General features: G+C 72.2%; 16 protein-coding genes and 1 pseudogene. 10 read left to right on the top strand and 7 right to left on the bottom strand.

Annotated elements, in window-relative coordinates; translation table 11 throughout:
- Positions 1–100 precede the first annotated feature (100 nt).
- The gene (locus tag D0D28_RS23925; protein WP_094007473.1) at positions 101–1,951 is read left to right on the top strand and encodes an Hsp70 family protein; all 1,851 of its coding nucleotides are present in this window, start codon (positions 101–103) and stop codon (positions 1,949–1,951) included.
- Here D0D28_RS23925 and D0D28_RS37390 read toward each other — a convergent pair whose 3' ends face one another.
- Positions 1,952–2,077, bottom strand: a complete 126-nt coding sequence (locus D0D28_RS37390) for a hypothetical protein (protein WP_255407935.1) — start codon at positions 2,075–2,077, stop codon at positions 1,952–1,954. It lies immediately after the preceding gene.
- Between the two features lie 42 nt (positions 2,078–2,119).
- Here D0D28_RS37390 and D0D28_RS23930 point away from each other — a divergent pair, with 42 nt between their 5' ends.
- The 3 genes from D0D28_RS23930 (at position 2,120) to D0D28_RS23940 (ending at position 4,100) form a co-directional block, all read left to right on the top strand.
- Entirely contained in the window at positions 2,120–2,314 is a 195-nt protein-coding gene (locus D0D28_RS23930) for a DUF3046 domain-containing protein (protein ID WP_094007474.1), read from the top strand.
- 205 nt (positions 2,315–2,519) lie between these two features.
- The gene (recA, locus tag D0D28_RS23935; RefSeq protein ID WP_017983956.1) at positions 2,520–3,560 is read left to right on the top strand and encodes a recombinase RecA; all 1,041 of its coding nucleotides are present in this window, start codon (positions 2,520–2,522) and stop codon (positions 3,558–3,560) included.
- 3 nt (positions 3,561–3,563) lie between these two features.
- A complete protein-coding gene (locus D0D28_RS23940) occupies positions 3,564–4,100 on the top strand; it encodes a regulatory protein RecX (protein WP_094007475.1) in 537 nt (178 codons plus the stop codon).
- A 260-nt stretch (positions 4,101–4,360) separates the two neighbouring features.
- On the opposite strand, the gene D0D28_RS23945 is transcribed toward D0D28_RS23940, so the two are convergent.
- Positions 4,361–5,350 carry an ArsR/SmtB family transcription factor gene (locus D0D28_RS23945; protein ID WP_205413342.1) on the bottom strand — a complete coding sequence of 330 codons (990 nt, stop codon included), beginning with the start codon at positions 5,348–5,350 and terminating at the stop codon, positions 4,361–4,363.
- Between the two features lie 65 nt (positions 5,351–5,415).
- On the opposite strand from D0D28_RS23945, the pseudogene D0D28_RS37395 reads away from it, so the two are divergent.
- Positions 5,416–5,868: pseudogene (locus D0D28_RS37395) on the top strand (MFS transporter); the annotation flags it as partial.
- A 65-nt stretch (positions 5,869–5,933) separates the two neighbouring features.
- The gene (locus D0D28_RS37400) at positions 5,934–6,545 is read left to right on the top strand and encodes an MFS transporter (RefSeq protein WP_275895913.1); all 612 of its coding nucleotides are present in this window, start codon (positions 5,934–5,936) and stop codon (positions 6,543–6,545) included.
- Here the strand turns inward: D0D28_RS37400 and D0D28_RS23955 are convergent.
- The 5 genes from D0D28_RS23955 to edd form a co-directional block, all read right to left on the bottom strand.
- Complete coding sequence (locus tag D0D28_RS23955; protein ID WP_240323326.1) at positions 6,534–7,607, bottom strand: pyridoxal phosphate-dependent aminotransferase; 1,074 nt, start codon at positions 7,605–7,607, stop codon at positions 6,534–6,536. The two genes, D0D28_RS37400 and D0D28_RS23955, sit on opposite strands and share 12 nt — an antisense overlap.
- On the bottom strand, positions 7,525–9,042 hold the full coding sequence (locus D0D28_RS23960) for a PLP-dependent aminotransferase family protein (RefSeq protein ID WP_116112557.1): 1,518 nt from the start codon (positions 9,040–9,042) through the stop codon (positions 7,525–7,527). Before D0D28_RS23960 ends, D0D28_RS23955 begins: the two co-directional genes overlap by 83 nt.
- A 9-nt stretch (positions 9,043–9,051) precedes the next feature.
- Positions 9,052–10,488: a lipase maturation factor family protein gene (locus tag D0D28_RS23965; RefSeq protein WP_116112560.1), complete on the bottom strand. Its 1,437-nt coding sequence runs from the start codon at positions 10,486–10,488 to the stop codon at positions 9,052–9,054.
- A 545-nt stretch (positions 10,489–11,033) separates the two neighbouring features.
- Entirely contained in the window at positions 11,034–11,657 is a 624-nt protein-coding gene (gene eda, locus D0D28_RS23970) for a bifunctional 4-hydroxy-2-oxoglutarate aldolase/2-dehydro-3-deoxy-phosphogluconate aldolase (protein ID WP_205413343.1), read from the bottom strand.
- A gap of 8 nt (positions 11,658–11,665) precedes the next feature.
- The gene (edd, locus tag D0D28_RS23975; RefSeq protein WP_094007480.1) at positions 11,666–13,534 is read right to left on the bottom strand and encodes a phosphogluconate dehydratase; all 1,869 of its coding nucleotides are present in this window, start codon (positions 13,532–13,534) and stop codon (positions 11,666–11,668) included.
- A 236-nt stretch (positions 13,535–13,770) separates the two neighbouring features.
- Here edd and D0D28_RS23980 point away from each other — a divergent pair, with 236 nt between their 5' ends.
- The 4 genes from D0D28_RS23980 to D0D28_RS23995 are packed head-to-tail and all read left to right on the top strand — an operon-like array spanning position 13,771 to position 17,560.
- Positions 13,771–14,061 (top strand): hypothetical protein, encoded by a 291-nt coding sequence (locus D0D28_RS23980; RefSeq protein WP_017983947.1) that lies wholly within the window; start codon positions 13,771–13,773, stop codon positions 14,059–14,061.
- A complete protein-coding gene (locus D0D28_RS23985) occupies positions 14,058–14,864 on the top strand; it encodes a hypothetical protein (RefSeq protein ID WP_094007481.1) in 807 nt (268 codons plus the stop codon). The genes D0D28_RS23980 and D0D28_RS23985 overlap by 4 nt, the downstream gene beginning before the upstream one ends.
- 30 nt (positions 14,865–14,894) lie before the next feature.
- Entirely contained in the window at positions 14,895–16,808 is a 1,914-nt protein-coding gene (locus D0D28_RS23990; RefSeq protein WP_116112565.1) for a fumarate reductase/succinate dehydrogenase flavoprotein subunit, read from the top strand.
- On the top strand, positions 16,805–17,560 hold the full coding sequence (locus tag D0D28_RS23995; protein WP_094007483.1) for a succinate dehydrogenase/fumarate reductase iron-sulfur subunit: 756 nt from the start codon (positions 16,805–16,807) through the stop codon (positions 17,558–17,560). Before D0D28_RS23990 ends, D0D28_RS23995 begins: the two co-directional genes overlap by 4 nt.
- Position 17,561 lies beyond the last annotated feature (1 nt).

Genomic DNA, 17,561 nt, shown 5'->3' on the forward strand with positions numbered 1-17,561 from the left:
ACCGGGGGGTACGACAATTTCTCGCGGGTGCCGCACGCGTGGTCCCGGGCCGCGTGGCAGCATCACGTCCTGGCCTGGGTGGATCGTGAGGGGAAGAGCTGTGCGCATCCTGTCGGTGGATCTCGGTACGTCCAACACCGTGGCGGTGCTGTCCGCGCACGGGCGGCCGCCGCGCGTGGTCGAGGTGGACGGCTCCGCCACCATGCCCTCGGCCGTGTTCGCCGAGGAGGGCGGCACCCTCGTCGTCGGCCGGGACGCCGAGCGCCGGGCCCGCCTGGACCCCACCCGCTTCGAGCCCAACCCCAAGCGCCGCGTCGACGAGCAGACGCTGCTGCTCGGCCAGGACGTCGTGCCGGTCAACGAGGCGCTGGCCGCGGTGCTGCGCCGCGTGCTCGACGAGACCACCCGCCAGCTCGGCGGCGACCTGCCCGACGAGGTCCGCCTCACCCACCCGGCGCAGTGGGGCCCGACCCGGCGCAACGTGCTGCTGTCCGCGGCCCGGCTGGCCGGCCTGACCGGCCCGCTGCTGCTCGTGCCCGAGCCGGTCGCCGCGGCCGCGCACTTCGCGTCCTTCCCCGGCCGCGCGGCCGCGCCCGGCCAGGCGCTCGCGGTCTACGACCTGGGCGCGGGCACCTTCGACGTCGCCGTCGTCGGCGCCACCCAGAACGGGTTCACCGTGCTGGCCGAGGACGGCCTGCCCGACCTCGGCGGCCTCGACGTCGACCAGGCGCTGATGGTGCACGTCGGCCGCGAGGTCTCGCACTCGGACCCGCAGCGGTGGCAGCGGCTGCTGCGCCCGGAGTCCACCGCCGACCGGCGCACCCGGCGCGCGCTGCAGGAGGACGTCAAGGCCGCGAAGGAGGCGCTGTCCCGGCTGCCGCAGACCGAGGTGCCGATGCCCGAGCCGTTCAGCGACGTCCTGGTGACGCGCGGCGAGCTGGAGGCGCTGGTCCGCCCGGCGCTGCTGCGCAGCGTCGAGCTGCTGGGCCGCACGGTCGCCGCGGCCGGGCTGTCCCCGGACCGGCTGGCCGGCATCTACCTGGTCGGCGGGTCGAGCCGGCTGCCGCTGGTCGGGTCGATGATCGCGGAGAAGCTCGGCATCGTGCCCACCAGCCTGGACCAGCCGGAGACCGCGGTCGCGCTGGGCGCGCACCACGTGGCCCGCGACGGCATCAGCATGCGCACCCAGAACGTCGAGGGGCAGGTCGCGGCCACCGGGACGCCGCCGGGGTTCCCGCCGCCGCCGGTCGCCACCGTGCCGGGCACCCCGCCGGGCGGTTACCCGGGCGCTTCGCCGTACCCGCGGGCCGGGTTCCAGCCGGCGCCGTCGAACTTCCCGAGCCTGCCCCCGGCCGCGCCGCCGAAGAAGGACCGGAAGAAGCTCATCGCCGGCATCGCCGCGGCCGTGGTGGTGCTGCTGGCCGCCGGCGCCACCTACCTGTTCTGGCCCTCGTCCAGCTCGTCGGCGACCACGTTCAGCGCCGCCGAGTGCCGGCAGCCCGGCCCCGCCGATCCGGAGGGCTTCACCGGCTGCCTGCGCCAGCTGGCCGGGACCGTCGCCGACGGCCAGTGCGCCCCGGGCGCGGGCGCCGGGGACATCGCGCCGCCGGAGAACGCCGACATCGGCGTGCTGACCACCTGCTCGGCGCCCGCGCTGGCCGGGGCGCAGGTCACCTACCTGCACGGCGTGTCGGCGGCCAAGGTGAAGGAGTACACCGACCGGCTGCTCGGCGCGGTCGGCGGCAACCAGGTGCGGGCCGCGTGGAAGGGCAACGGCCTGGACGGCAGCTACTCGGCGGCCTCCGCGCGGACCGCGGCGGTGCTGGTGTTCACGGTCGCCGACCGCCCGCTGGCCGGCGTGATCTACCAGAAGGCGGGCACCGGGCAGACACCGCTGTCGGCCGGTGACCTGGCCACCTACTTCGAGCAGCACGTGCAGCCGGGGGAGTAGCTACCTCCGGTTCCGCATGTTCCACAGCGCACGCAGGGCCACGACGAGCGCGGCGATCAGCACGGCGGCCGAGGCCACCGCCATCACGGTCGGACCCCAGGACGGCATCTCCTGCGCGGAGGTCATGCCGTCACGGTACCCGGCCCGCCGGTCGCTACCCTGGGTTCGATGCGCATCACCGTGTTCCGCCAGCTGATGGCCGACGAGTTCGGGTCCGGCCGGGCGGAGATCCTGGCGAAGGACCACGTCTTCAGCGGCCTGGGCGGCCGCACCGTCGAGCAGGCGCTGGCCGAGGGGACCCCGGCGAAGGAGATCTGGCGGGCGGTGTGCGCCGAGTTCGACGTGCCGCCGGAGCGCCGCTGACCTCTTCCCGGAAAATCCACGCGGCCGGGTGTGTCGCTCTTGCCTCGAACACGTGTTCGGCTATTGTGTTGTCCACATCGGGGTCAACGATCCACAGCCTCGTCTCGGCGCCCGGAATTGTCGGACCCCGCCCGTAGTCTCGGGCCCACAGCGAACACAAACCCGAATACCAGCCCCACAGGCTCTGACGACGAGGTGGATTTCCATGCCAGCAGCACCCGACAAGGACAAGGCGCTCGAGCTCGCCCTGGCCCAGATCGACAAGCAGTACGGCAAGGGTTCCGTCATGCGGCTGGGCGAGGAGACCCGCCCGCCCATCGGCGTGATCCCGACCGGCGCCATCGCCCTCGACATCGCACTGGGCATCGGCGGGCTCCCGCGCGGCCGCGTCATCGAGATCTACGGCCCGGAGTCCTCCGGTAAGACGACCGTCGCCCTGCACGCGGTGGCCAACGCCCAGAAGGCGGGCGGGATCGCGGCGTTCATCGACGCCGAGCACGCGCTCGACCCGGAGTACGCCAAGGCGCTCGGCGTGGACACCGACGCGCTGCTGGTGTCCCAGCCGGACACCGGTGAGCAGGCGCTGGAGATCGCGGACATGCTGATCCGCTCCGGCGCGCTGGACATCCTGGTCATCGACTCGGTGGCCGCGCTGGTGCCGCGCGCCGAGATCGAGGGCGAGATGGGTGACTCGCACGTCGGTCTGCAGGCCCGGCTGATGAGCCAGGCGCTGCGGAAGATCACCGGTGCGCTGTCCAACTCCGGCACCACCGCGATCTTCATCAACCAGCTGCGCGAGAAGGTCGGCGTCATGTTCGGCTCGCCGGAGACCACCACCGGTGGCAAGGCGCTGAAGTTCTACGCCTCCGTCCGGCTCGACGTGCGCCGCATCGAGACGCTCAAGGACAGCGGCGAGGCGGTCGGTAACCGCACGCGCGTCAAGGTCGTGAAGAACAAGGTCGCGCCGCCGTTCAAGCAGGCCGAGTTCGACATCCTGTACGGCGTCGGCGTGTCCCGCGAGGGCTCGCTGATCGACATGGGTGTCGACCAGGGCATCCTGCGCAAGTCCGGCGCCTGGTACACCTACGAGGGCGACCAGCTCGGCCAGGGCAAGGAGAACGCGCGGAAGTTCCTGCGCGACAACCCGGACATCGCCAACGAGATCGAGAAGCGCATCAAGGAGAAGCTGGGCATCGGGCCGCAGGTCGACGCCGAGGCGGCCGAGCCCGCTCCGGTCGACTTCTGATCGATGCCCAGGTTCGACCCGAAGGAGCTGTCCCGGGACGAGGCGTGGAAGAAGGCCAAGGAGGTCTGCTTCGACCTCCTGGCCGTCCGCGCCCGCACCAAGGACGAGCTGCGGCAGGCGTTGCGGCGCAAGGGTTTCGACGACGAGATCCGCGAGCAGCTGCTCGGCAAGCTGGACGACGCCGGCCTGATCGACGACGCCGCGTTCGCCGAGCAGTGGGTGCGGTCGCGCCACGCCTACCAGGGCCTGGCGCGCACCGCGCTGGTCGCCGAGCTGAAGCGCAAGGGCGTCGACGCTGAGGTGGCCGCCCAGGCGGCGGGCGAGATCGACCGCGAGTCGGAGGAGCAGCGGGCACGCGAGCTGGTGCGCAAACGCCTGCGCTCGATGACGACGCTGGACGAACAAACCGCGACGCGCCGCCTGCTCGGCACGCTCGCCCGCAAGGGCTACCCGCAGGGCCTGGCGTACACCGTGGTGCGCGACGAACTCCACAAAGCCGGCGCCGAAACAACCCCCCTGGACGACGCGACCCTGGACTGAGACCCACCTCCCGGCCCGCCAGTGCGGTGCCACCCTGGAGTGGCAAAGCCTACCGCAGCCTGCCTGCGGTGGGCTTTTGTCGTTCGGTGCGCCGCGGCTTCGGTTGCGCGAGGTGTTTCCGTGCGCACGGCAGCCTGCGGTGGGTCTTCTCGTTGGCTGCGCCGGGAGCCGCGGATCCCTTCTCGTGCGTCCTCGCCAATGCTCTTCGCCCCCCGCGAGAAGCGCATCTCGCGGCCGTTCGAAACGACGACCTCACGCAGTCACCGCTGGTCCTCTGGTGCACCGGCGACATCGATCAACGCCTCACCGAGGGGCGTGATCGCGTACAGGACGCTGCGCCCGGACCGCTCCCGCGCGACGAGACCGTTCTCCCGCAGGACGCGGAGGTGCTGGGACACCGCGCTGGGAGTCACGGCGAGCGTGCCCGCCAGACCGGTCGTCGTCGCCGGGGAGCGGAGCGCTTCCAGCAGCTCGGCGCGCGCCCGGCCGAGCAGCCGGACCGCGCTTCCGGACGGTGGCCGCGCCGCCCACAGCGTTCCCGCCCCGCGCACCGGGTAGCGGACCGTCGTCTGGGTCGTGGTGTGCCCCTTGATCATGACGTGCGCCGGGCCGAGCGCGACGGGCATCAGCACCAGACCGCCCGGGCCCAGCTCGACGACCCGGTCCGCGCCGTCCATCACGAGGCGTCCCTCGCGCCAGTGCAGGTCCGGGTGCAGGCCACCGAACAGCGCGGCCGCGCAGCCGGTCGCCAGCTGCCGGGCCCGGTAGGCGATGTCGGCCTCCAGGACGGCCCGGATCCGGGGCCAGTGCGGCGCGATCAGCCGCACATACGCCGCGCGCAGCTCTTCCGTGAGCACGCCCAGACCCGCTCGCGGACGGGCGGCCAATGCCCCGGCGCCGTCCGGAAGATCGTCGCCGAAGACGCGGCGCAGGCTCGCGCGCACCTGGCCCGCCGTGGTCCGGCGCACCGCCGCCAGATCGTCTTCGAGCGAAGGGACCACGCCCGGCGGAGCCGGAACGAGGAACGACGGCCAGCTCGCCCGGTCACCGGCGATCAGCGGCCACACCATCGGCAGATCGAGCGGTGCACGGGCGAGTTCGTCCTCCGCCCAGCGCACCCACCGCAGGTTCACCGCCCGCCGCACGCGCCCCGCCAGTTGCTGCAGCCCCGCGATCGTCTCGGACAGCGGTGAGATCGAAAACCGGGTCGCCGCCAGCTCGGACACGCCGAGTTCGACCGTCAGTGGCATGACCCGAGTATGTAGCGCAGCGCTCAACGGTGTCGCCCGTTCGCCGAAGCCAAGATCCTCGCCGCATGACAGGGACCTACTGGCGGCTGTGGTGGGCCGCCGCCGTCGACGCCCTCGGCGACGGTGTGTTCACCGCGGCGATCCCGCTGCTGGCCGTCACCCGCACACCCGATCCCCGGCTGATCGCGGTCCTGTCCGCGGCGACCTACCTGCCGTGGTTGCTGCTGTCCCTCCCGGCCGGTGTGCTCGTCGACCGGCACGACCGGACCACCCTGATGCGGCGCACCCAGACGGTGCAGGCGTTGCTCGCCGGAGCCGCCGCCGTCCTCGCCGCGTCGCACGCCTTGACCCTGCCCGCGCTGGCGATCATCGCCTTCGGGCTGGGTGCGTGCGAGGTCCTGTTCGGCAACGCGGCACAGGCGGTCCTGCCGGACCTCGTCGCGAAACCGTTGCTGCGGAAGGCGAACGGCTACCAGCAGGCGATCACCACGACTGGTCAGCAGTTCGCCGGACCACCGCTGGGCAGCCTCTTGTTCGCCGTCTCCGCCGCCCTGCCGCTCACCCTCGACGCCGTGACCTTCGCGTGTCCGCCGCGCTCCTGGCCACACTGCCCCGCCACGCACCCGCCGAACGACCCAGCGTCTCGATCACCGGCGGAATGCGCTGGCTGGCCCGGCACGAGCTGCTCCGCACCCTCGCCGTCCTGCTGGGCGTCAACACCTTCTGCGCGCAGCTCGGCAACGCGACACTCGTCCTGCTCGCCACGCAGACGCTCCACCTGGGCCCCCGCGCCTACGGCCTGCTCCTCACCGGTGCCGCCGTGGGCAGCCTGCTCGCCGGGCTGCTCGACATCCCCGCCCGGCGCGCGCTGCGCACCGCCTTGGCGGCGAACGCGGTGATCTACGTGGCGATCGGCCTGAGCCCGAACGCGCTGGTGCTGGCCCTCCTGCTGGCCGCCAACGGTTTCGTCACCACGCTCTGGAGCGTCGTCACCGTCAGCCTCCGCCAGCAGCTCGTCCCGGCCGAGCTCCTCGGCCGGGTCAACAGCGTCTACCGGATGCTGGGCTGGGGGCTGATGCCGTTCGGGGCGCTCGCCGGGGGGCTCGTCGCGCACCTGTTCGGCCTCCGCGCCCCGTATCCGGTCGCGGGACTGCTGCGCGCCATCGCCTTCCTGGCTCTCCGGTCAGGCCTGTAGCGCCTCGCTCATCAGGTCGAGTGCCTCGTGCAGTCGTTCGATCGGTTCGTGGGCGAAGCCGAGCCGGAAGATGGCCGGGTCGTCGCCGAACCAGTCTCCCGGGGCGATGGCCACCCCGGCCGCCGCCAGCCGCTCGTAGAACTCTCCGGCGCCGGAATTCACGCGCACGCAACAGAAAGCTCCCGCGTCCGGGCGGATCCAGGACACCCGGCTGCCCTGCTCCGCGACCCAGTCCGACACCGCGGCGAGCCCGGCCCGCATCCGGTCCCGCTTCCCGGCCAGCACCTCGTCCGCGCGCCGCAACAACTCCAGCGCCAGGAACTCGTCCAGCGTGCCGCACGCCACGGCACTCGTGAACTTCGCCCGGCGCAGCTCCTCGTACCAGGCGGCGTCCCGCACGGTCAGCCATCCGATCCGCAACCCGGGCGCCCCGTGGGCCTTCGAGAACGACCCGGACGTGATCACCCGCGGGGACACCGTCGCGAACGACTCGATCTCCGCGTACGCCGCCTCCCGGTACGTCTCGTCGACCAGCACCATCGCTTCCGGGCACACCTCGGCCGTCGCCGACAGCACCGCGTCGATCTCGTCCCGCGTGAGCGCCACGCCGGCCGGGTTCTGCGGCGTCGCCAGCATCACCAGCCGCGTCCGCGGCGTCAGCGCCGCCCGCAGCGCCGCCACATCCAGCCGGTACCCGTCCTCGAACCGCAGCCGCACCGTCCGCACCCGCTCCGCGAGCCCCTGCGCCAGCCCGGCCATCGGCGGGTACCCCGGCTGCACCACCACGACCTCGCCCTCGGTCAGCAGCCCGACGAGGAACAACGCGGTCCCCGCACCCGTCGTGATCAGCACCTCGTCCGCGGCCACCCCGAGCCGCGCGGCGAGCAGCGTCCGCAGTTCCTCGTCGCCGGCGGACGTGCCGTAGCCGAGCGGGAACTTCGCCAGCCGGCCCACGTCGACCACGTCGGCGACCGTCAGGTCACCGCAGGTGCTCTCGCCCAGGTGGTACCGGGGAGTCTCGTCCAGCAGGCTCGTCATCGCGCTTGGCGGGAAACGTCGCATGCCCATCACCATCGCCCGCCGCGGCCGCGCCCGACAGAGCCAATTCGCCCCCATTGGCTCCCGGATAGTCCTCCCACGCCCGCCGCAACCGCCGCACCGCCTCGGACAGCGCCTCTCGCGGCAGCGTGAACGGCACCCTGATGTGCTCGCTGCTGGACTCGTGCGCGGCCAGCGAGGTGCCCTCCAGCAACGCGACGCCGTACCGCAACGCGAACTGCGCGAACCGCCGCGAGTCCACCCCCGGCAGCCGGATCCACAGCGTCTGCCCGCCCGGCGGGGTCCGGAACTCCCACGACGGCAACGCCGAACGCAGGTCCCGCACCACCTGGTCCCGCCGCTCCCGCAGCTCGCACTGCCGTTCCTTCCGCAACCGGTCGAGCCGCGCGAACAGCGCGACTCCGACCGCCTGCGCGACGACGTCCGTCCCGAGGTCGGCGACCGCCTTCAGCCGCGCCAGGTCGGCCGCCGTCCGTGGATCGGCCCGGACCCAGCCGATCCGCACCCCGCCCCAGATCAGCTTGCTCAGCGAGCCCACGCTGATCACCCCGCCGCCGTGACGGGCCAGCGGCGCGGGACGCGGGCCGTCCAGCGTGAGGTCGGCGAGGACCTGGTCGTCGACCAGCGGCACCCCGTGCGATTCGCACAGCGCCACCACCCGCCGCGCCGCGTGCGACGGCAGCACCGAGCCCGTCGGGTTCTGGAACGCCGGCACCAGGTACACGAGCTTCGCCCCGGCGACGACCTCGGCCAGTCCCGGCACCGACACGCCCTCGGCGGTCAGCGGCACCCCGAGGACGCGTGCCCCGCTCCCGCGGAACGCGTCCAGCGCCCCCGGGTACGTCAGCTCCTCGACCACCACCGCGTCGCCGGGGCGCAGGAACAGCTGCGTCAGCAGCGAAATCGCCTGCTGCGCGCCGGAGGTCACCACGATCTGCCCGGGGTCGGTCGGCAGCCCCTGCGCCGCGTAGAAGCCGGCGATCGCCTGCCGCAACGCGGGAAGGCCGGACGGGTGGTAGCCGATCCCGAAGTCGCCGAGCGCGGCCTCGGCGACGACCTCCGGCAGGCACGCGGGCTGGGGCGGCGCGGCGCAGGTGAGGTCGATCAGGTCCGGCACGGGATCGAGCAGGTGCAGGAACATCGGGTTGAACTCGGCGATCACCCCGCGCCCGGGCCGCGGCGGCCGCCGCACGAACGTGCCGCTGCCGCGCCGCCGCTCGACCACCCCGTGGTCGCGCAGCACGTCGTAGGCGGCGACCGCGGTGTTGCGGCTGACCGCGAGTTCCGCCGCCAGCGCCCGCTCGGTCGGCAGCCGCCCGTCCGCGGGGATCTCACCGCGCTCGATCAGGGCCTCCAGCCGCGCGGCCAGCTTCAGGTAGAGCGCTTCGCTCCCGCTCGACCACCGTCCGAGCAGCTCCGCGAGCCTGCCGGCGTGCATCCGTCCTCCTCAGTCGACGGCGACCACCGCGCCGTGCGGCCCGATCTTCGTGGTCGGCAGCACCCGGCCCCGCGGTTCGCGCACCCACCACGCCCCAGTCTCCCCGCGCTCGCGCGGTGTCGTGAAGCGGTACCGGTAGAGCCGCGCCCGCAGGCAGGCCGGCCGCTTGCCGTCGAACGGGTCGCGCCGCAACAGCTTGAGCGTGTCCGGGTCGGCCGTGAGCAGCTTCTCCGCCAGGCCGGGCAGCCACGATTCGGCGTAGCGGGTGGACAGCGCGGCGAACCACATCAGCCAGTCCAGCCGCAGGTGGTAGGGCGCGAACTGCGGTGGCCGCCGTCGCGGGTCGCCCGGCTTGCCCTTGAACTCGTACTCGCGCCACACCGTGTCCGCGCCGGGCGCGGGATCGTCCGTCGCCTCGATGACGATCTCGTGCCGGACCTTGGTGACGCTGCCGAACGCGCCGTAGGTGTTGACCAGGTGCAGCCGGTCGAAGCTGGTGTTCATCACCTGCCGGCGGGACACCAGGTTCCGCGCGGGACGGTAGCTGAGCACGACGACCAGCACGGTCAGGCCGAGCACGAGCGCGTGGTGCCACACCGGCGGCCGGGCGAGTTCCGGGACCGGAACCGGGATGTTGTCCACAACGGACACCGCGATGGTGATCGTGAGGACGTTCAGCCACGAGAAGTTCCCGCTGGCGACCAGCCACAGCTGGGTGAGGATCATCAGCAGCGCGGCCGCGCTCGCGGCCGGTTGCGGCGCGAACAGGGCGAACGGCACCACGAGCTGGGTGAAGTGGCTGGCCGCGGCCTCGACCTTGTGCAGCGGTTTGGGCAGGTGGTGGAAGTACCAGCTGAGCGGGCCGGGCATCGGCTGGGTCTCGTGGTGGTGGTACAGGCAGGTCAGGTCGCGCCAGCACGCGTCGCCGCGCATCTTGATCAGCCCGGCGCCGAATTCGAGCCGGAAGAGCACCCAGCGCAGCAGCCACAGCACGAGCACGGGTGGCGCGGAGTCGGCCGGGCCGAGGAAGATCGCCAGGAACCCGACCTCGAGCAGCAGCGATTCCCAGCCGAACGAGTACCAGATCTGGCCGACGTTGACGATCGACTGGTACAGCAGCCACGGCACCAGCCACGCCAGCATGGTCACCCACACGGGGGTGTGGTCGAACAGCCCGAGCAGGAGCGCGGCCGAGATGACGACCCCGGCCCAGGCGACGGTCGCGAACAGACGGTCCGAGTAGCGCCAGTGGAAGAGGCTGGGCGCGCGGCGGAACGGCACCCGCCGGGTGAACCGGGGCACGGGCAGCAGGCCGCGCTCGCCGATCAGGGGTTTGAACTGCAGAGCCGCGGCGAGGAAGGCGACGAGGTAGATCGCGGCGAGCCCCCGCTGAAACAGCAGCCGCGCCGCCCAGTATCCCGGATCGGCGGCCCACTCCCATCCCACGGCGATCTCCTTCGGGGGATTTCGGAGGTTTCGGAGACGAGTGCCGTGAGGCTAGTACCCGGAGGGCCGGACCCCCAACCGGAGCCGGGCGGCGTGGCCGGGGAGGTCGCGCCGGTGGCGGCGGCGCGATGCCGCTGGCGGCGGCGGTGTGGTGCCGCCTTGGCTGCGGTGGGCTGCCGGTGGGGCCGGTGGGTTGCCGCCGGTGGCGGCGGTGGGCTGCCGCCGGAGGCGCCGGTGCGGTGCCGATTTGGTGGCGGCGCGATGCCGCTGGTGGCGGCCGTGCGGTTTCCGTCGGCGGCGACGGTTGGGCTGTGCGGCCCGAGGGCCGGCGGCGATTGCACCGTGCCGGCGAGAGGCGGCGCGTGGCGGCTCGCGGTGCGCCGGACGGGGCAGCCAGCGGTTGCCGACGCCGGGTGGCGGTCTCGCCGCGCGGTGCCGGGGCCCCGCTGCCCGGCTTGCGGCGCGCGGTGGCCGGGCCGCGGCGCCGGGGCCCCGCTGCCCGGCTTTGCGAGCGCGGGTGGCGGGACCCCGGGGACAGGCGCGGGTCAGCGCAGTGCGGCCGCCTCCCGGGCCAGCTGCTCGACCCGCCCGAAGTCGCCCGCCGTGATGGCGTCCGCGGGTGTCAGCCAGGAACCGCCCACGCAGCCCACTGTGGACAGTGCCAGGTAGGACCCCGCGTTCGACGTGGAAATACCGCCCGTGGGGCAGAACCGCAGCTGCGGCAGCGGCCCGGCCAGCGCCTTCAGGTACGCGACGCCGCCGCTGGCCTCCGCCGGGAAGAACTTCAGCGCCGTGATCCCGTGCTCGGCCACGCGCATCGCCTCCGAGACCGTGCTCACGCCGGGCAGGAACGGCAACCCCGTCCCCGACACGGCCTCCAGCAGGCGCTCCGTGCAGCCCGGCGTCACCAGGAACGCCGAACCCGCGTCCGCCGCCTGGCGAGCCTGCTCCGGCGTCACCACCGTGCCCGCCCCGACCACGATGTCCGGCACCTCCGCCGCCACGCGCTCGATCGCCGCCAGCCCGGCCGGCGTGCGCAGCGTCAGCTCGATCGCCCGGATCCCGCCCGCGACCAGCGCCTTCGCCAGCGGCACCGCGTCCGCGGCGTCGTCCACCACGACCACCGGCAGCACCGGCGACAGCTCGAGCACGTCATGCCCTGTCTTCACGTCTCTCCTCACACTCGCGCCGGAGCCCCGAAATGGCCCGGCGTCATCGGCCCGAACACGCCGGCCCCCTGGTCCGCCGGCCCGACCGCGCGGCGCAGCGCGGTGAACAGCTCCCGGCCGGTCCCGACCCAGGATGCCTCATCCGGCGGCGCGTCCCGCAACGGCCGCGCGGCCAGCGACTCCTCGTCGACCAGCACGTCCAGCCGCCCGGCGACCGCGTCGACCACCACCTCGTCTCCATCGGCGACCCGCGCCAGCGGGCCGCCGGCGGCAGCCTCCGGCGTCACCTGGATCGCGGCCGGGATCTTGCCCGACGCGCCGGACATCCGGCCGTCGGTGACCAGCGCGACCCGGTGCCCGCGGTCCATCAGTACCCCGAGCGCGGGCGTCAGGCCGTGCAGCTCCGGCATCCCGTTGGCCTGCGGCCCCTGGTTGCGGATCACCACCACGACGTCCCGGTCCAGCTCACCCGCCCGGAACGCCGCGGTGAACGCCTCCTGCGACGTGAAGACCCGCGCCGGCGCCCGCACCACCCGGTGCTCGGGCGCGACCGCCGACACCTTCATCACCGCGCGCCCGAGGCTCCCGGACAGCATCCGCAACCCGCCGTCGGCCGCGAACGGGTTGCTCACCGGCCGCAGCACGTCCTCGTCCAGGCTGCGCGCCGGCACCTCCCGCCAGGTCAGCGAGCCACCGTCCAGCACCGGCTCCGACCGGTACCGCGACAGCCCGTCCCCGGCCACCGTGCGGACGTCCTCGTGCAGCAGCCCGGCGTCGAGCAGCGAGCCGATGAGCACCTGCACCCCGCCCGCGGCGTGGAAGTGGTTGATGTCCGCGCTGCCGTTCGGGTAGACGCTGGCCAGCAGCGGCACCACCGCCGACAGGTCGGAAAAGTCGTCCCAGGTCAGCTCGATGCCGGCGGCCGCGGCGATGGCGACCAGGTGCATCGTGTGGTTGGTCGACCCGCCGGTGGCCAGCAGCGACACCACGCCGTTGACCACCGAACGCTCGCTGATCACCTCGGCCAGCGGCGTGTACTCGTCCGCCCGCGACAACGCGACCACCCGCCGCGCCGCCTCTTCGGTGAGCGCGCGGCGCAGCGGCGTGCCCGGGTGCACGAAGCTCGCGCCGGGCAGGTGCAGGCCCATGACCTCGACGACCAGCTGGTTGGAGTTCGCGGTGCCGTAGAAGGTGCAGGTGCCCGCCGAGTGGTAGGACGCCGACTCAGCCTCCAGCAGGTCCTCGCGGGTGGCCCGGCCCTCGGCGTAGAGCTGCCGCACGCGGGCCTTCTCCTTGTTCGGCAGGCCCGACGTCATCGGCCCGGCGGGCACCAGCAGGGCGGGCAGATGCCCGAAGGACAGCGCGCCGATCAGCAGGCCGGGCACGATCTTGTCGCACACGCCGAGCAGCAGCGCGCCGTCGAACATCTCGTGCGACAGCGCGATCGCGGTGGCCATCGCGATGACCTCGCGGCTGAACAGGGACAGCTCCATCCCGGCGCGGCCCTGCGTGATGCCGTCGCACATGGCGGGCACGCCGCCGGCGAACTGGGCGACCCCGCCCGCTTCACGGGCGGCGTCCTTGATCCACGCGGGGAACTCGTCCAGCGGCTGGTGCGCGGAGAGCAGGTCGTTGTAGGCGGACACGATCGCGATACCGGGCTTGCGCAGCCCGCGCAGCGCGATGCGGTCTTCACCGCCGCACGCGGCGAAGCCGTGGGCGAGGTTGCTGCACGCGAGTCCGGCGCGCGCGGGCCCCTCGGCGCGGGCGGCGGCCATGCGCGCCAGGTAGGCGCTGCGGGTGGCGGCACTGCGCGCGGCGATGCGCTCGGTGACTTCCTCGACGACGGGGTGGACGGGTGTTCGGGGTGTGTGCACGGGAGAACCACCTGGAACTCGTCGGCTGGTCCGGCTGACGACTTCGCTGGCGTCGCACGGTCGTGACAGTGGACACAGTAGCTGGCGGATCGGCCGGGTCAAAATCGATTAAGAAGATCGTTTCAGGTGACCCCGATCACAACATCAACCTAGGGTGTGCTACTTGTCACATTGCACGCGGAGCGGCAGAGTCGGTAGCAGCCCCGGCTCGCCGCCGAACTGACCCGGAGGTAGTCATGACCACCACCGAACTCGCCGAACTCCGCCGCACGATCGGCCAGCTCAAGCAGTGCGTCGGTGCCCTGCGATCGCGCTACGGTGACGCCTCCGCGGTCCGCCGCCTGGCCAACGACGTCGACCGCCTGGACATCGACGCGAGCGACCTGGAGCAGCCCAGCGTCCCGGTCCAGCCCAAGCCGCTGGACCCCTCGGCCGTCGTGAAGATCCCCGACGGCCCGTACGACCCGGCCCTCTGGCAGGGGGCCGACGACGAAGGGGTCGGCGGATACCACCGTGACCAGCGGTGAGCGCTCCCGCTACCGACGCCGCTAGCGGGCGCGCCCGGATCACCGCACGGACCCTGCGCACCGACCGGTGGTGGGTCCCGCCGCTGTTCACCACGCTCGGACTGGCCGCCTTCGTCATCTACGCCGGCATCCGCTCGTTCGTCCGCACCGCCTACTACGTGCCGGAGTACGGCTACCTGACGCCGTTCTACTCGCCGTGCCTGAGCGACTCGTGCGTGCCGGGGTCGGCCCACTTCGGCACGCCGTTCGGCGAGCTGCCGGGCTGGATCCCGCTGGCGTTCCTGTCGCTGCCGTTCCTGCTCGGCTTCCGCCTGACCTGCTACTACTACCGCAAGGCCTACTACCGGTCGGTGTGGTTCTCGCCGCCGGCGTGCGCGGTCGCCGAACCGCACGGCCGCTACACGGGGGAGACCCGGCTGCCGCTGATCCTGCAGAACGCCCACCGTTACTTCTTCTACGTGGCGGTGCTGATCTCGGTGATCAACACCTACGACGCGATCGTCGCGTTCCACGGCGAGACCGGCGGGTTCGGCTTCGGGCTGGGCAACCTGGTCCTGCTCGGCAACGTGATCATGCTCTGGGCCTACACCCTGTCCTGCCACTCGTGCCGGCACGTGGTCGGCGGGCGGTTGAAGCACTTCTCCCGCCACCCGGTGCGGTACTGGCTCTGGACCCAGGTCACCAAGCTCAACAACCGGCACATGCTGCTGGCCTGGATCACCCTGGGGACGCTCGTGGTCACCGACCTCTACGTGATGCTCGTGGCCAGCGGCGCCATCCCCGATCTGCGTTTCGTGGACTGACAAGGACTTCAAGGACTAGGTGGGCAGGCAATGGCGGAAGTCGAGCGGCACAGTTATGACGTGGTGGTGATCGGCGCCGGTGGCGCCGGTCTGCGAGCGGTGATCGAGGCGCGGCAGCGCGGGCTGTCGGTGGCGGTGGTGTGCAAGTCGCTGTTCGGCAAGGCGCACACGGTCATGGCCGAGGGCGGGTGCGCCGCCGCGATGGGCAACGCGAACGAGCGGGACAGCTGGCAGGTGCACTTCCGGGACACCATGCGCGGCGGCAAGTTCCTCAACAACTGGCGCATGGCGGAGCTGCACGCCAAGGAGGCGCCGGACCGGGTGTGGGAGCTGGAGACCTACGGCGCCCTGTTCGACCGCACCCCGGACGGGCGGATCAGCCAGCGCAACTTCGGCGGGCACACCTACCCGCGGCTGGCGCACGTCGGCGACCGCACCGGGCTGGAGCTGATCCGCACGATGCAGCAGAAGATCGTCTCGCTGCAGCAGGAGGACCTCCGCGAGTTCGGCGACTACGAGGCCAAGCTGAAGGTCTTCGCCGAGTGCACGATCACCGAGCTGCTCAAGGACGGTGACCGGATCGCCGGGGCGTTCGGGTACTGGCGGGAGAGCGGCCGGTTCATCCTGTTCGAGACGCCGGCCGTGGTGCTCGCGACGGGCGGCATCGGCAAGTCGTTCAAGGTCACGTCGAACTCGTGGGAGTACACCGGCGACGGGCACGCGCTCGCGCTGCGCGCCGGGGCGGACCTGATCAACATGGAGTTCGTCCAGTTCCACCCGACGGGCATGGTCTGGCCGCCCAGCGTGAAGGGCATCCTGGTCACCGAGGGCGTGCGCGGTGACGGCGGGGTGCTGAAGAACTCCGAGGACAAGCGGTTCATGTTCGACTACGTGCCGGACGTGTTCAAGGGCCAGTACGCCGACTCCGAGGAGGAGGCCGACCGCTGGTACACCGACCAGGAGAACAACCGCCGCACGCCGGACCTGCTGCCGCGCGACGAGGTGGCGCGGGCGATCAACTCCGAGGTCAAGGCGGGGCGCGGGTCGCCGCACGGTGGCGTGTTCCTGGACATCGCCAGCCGCCTGACGCCGGAGGAGATCCGCAGGCGGCTGCCGTCGATGTACCACCAGTTCAAGGAACTGGCCGATGTGGACATCACCGCCGAGCCGATGGAGGTCGGCCCGACCTGCCACTACGTGATGGGCGGCATCGAGGTCGACCCGGACACCGCGGCCTCCGGCGTGCGCGGGTTGTTCGCGGCGGGGGAGTGCTCCGGCGGGATGCACGGGTCCAACCGGCTGGGTGGCAACTCGCTGTCGGACCTGCTGGTGTTCGGCCGTCGCGCGGGTCTCGGCGCCGCGTCCTATGTGGAGGGTCTGGAGACCCGTCCCGCGGTCGCGCAGTCCGATGTCGACAAGGCGGCCCGCACCGCGCTGGTGCCGTTCGACCCGCCCGCCGAGGGTGTCGAGGAGAACCCGTACACCCTGCACAACGAGCTGCAGCAGGCGATGAACGACCTGGTCGGGATCATCCGCAAGGCCGAGGAGATCGAGCAGGCGCTGGCCAGGCTGGACGAGATCAAGAAGCGCATCCGCAACGTCACCGTCGAGGGGCACCGGCAGTTCAACCCGGGCTGGCACCTGGCCGTGGACCTGCGCAACATGCTGCTGGTCAGCGAGTGCGTCGCGCGGGCCGCGCTGATGCGCACCGAGAGCCGGGGCGGGCACACGCGGGACGACTACCCGCAGATGGATTCCCGGTGGCGCAACAAGCTGCTGGTGTGCAGCGCCTCCGGGGACGATCCACTGGCGCTGGAGGTCACGGTCACGCCGAAGGACCAGGAGCCGATGCGGCCCGAGCTGCTGGAGCTGTTCGAGCTGAGCGAGCTGGAGAAGTACTACACCGACGAAGAGCTGGCCGGCCACCCGGGGAGGCAGTCGTGAGCTACAAGGCTTCGTTCCGGGTGTGGCGCGGCGACGCGAACAGCGGCGGGCTGCAGGACTTCACGGTCGAGGTCAACGAGGGTGAGGTCGTGCTCGACATCATCCACCGGCTGCAGGCCACGCAGTGCTCGGACCTGGCGGTGCGGTGGAACTGCAAGGCGGGCAAGTGCGGCTCGTGCTCGGCGGAGATCAACGGCCGCCCGCGGCTGCTGTGCATGACGCGCATGTCGGTCTTCGCCGAGGACGAGGTCGTCACCGTCACGCCGATGCGGACGTTCCCGGTGATCCGCGACCTCGTCACCGATGTCTCGTACAACTACACGAAGGCGCGCGAGATCCCCGCGTTCACCCCGCCGGCGAACCTGAAACCGGGCGAGTACCGGATGAAGCAGGTCGACGTGGAGCGCTCGCAGGAGTTCCGCAAGTGCATCGAGTGCTTCCTGTGCCAGAACACCTGCCACGTGATCCGCGACCACGAGGAGAACAAGGAGAACTTCGCCGGGCCGCGGTTCCTGATGCGGATCGCCGAGCTGGAGATGCACCCGCTCGACGTGGCCGACCGCAGGCACGCCGCCCAGGACGAGCACGGCCTCGGGTACTGCAACATCACGAAGTGCTGCACGGAGGTCTGCCCGGAGAACATCCACATCACCGACAACGCGCTGATCCCGATGAAGGAACGCGTGGTGGACCACCGGTACGACCCGGTGGTCTGGCTGGGCAGCAAGATCTTCCGGCGGAAGGCGGATTAGG

Source organism: Amycolatopsis ruanii (genome assembly GCF_003385175.1).
Lineage (GTDB): Bacteria > Actinomycetota > Actinomycetes > Mycobacteriales > Pseudonocardiaceae > Amycolatopsis_E > Amycolatopsis_E thermalba.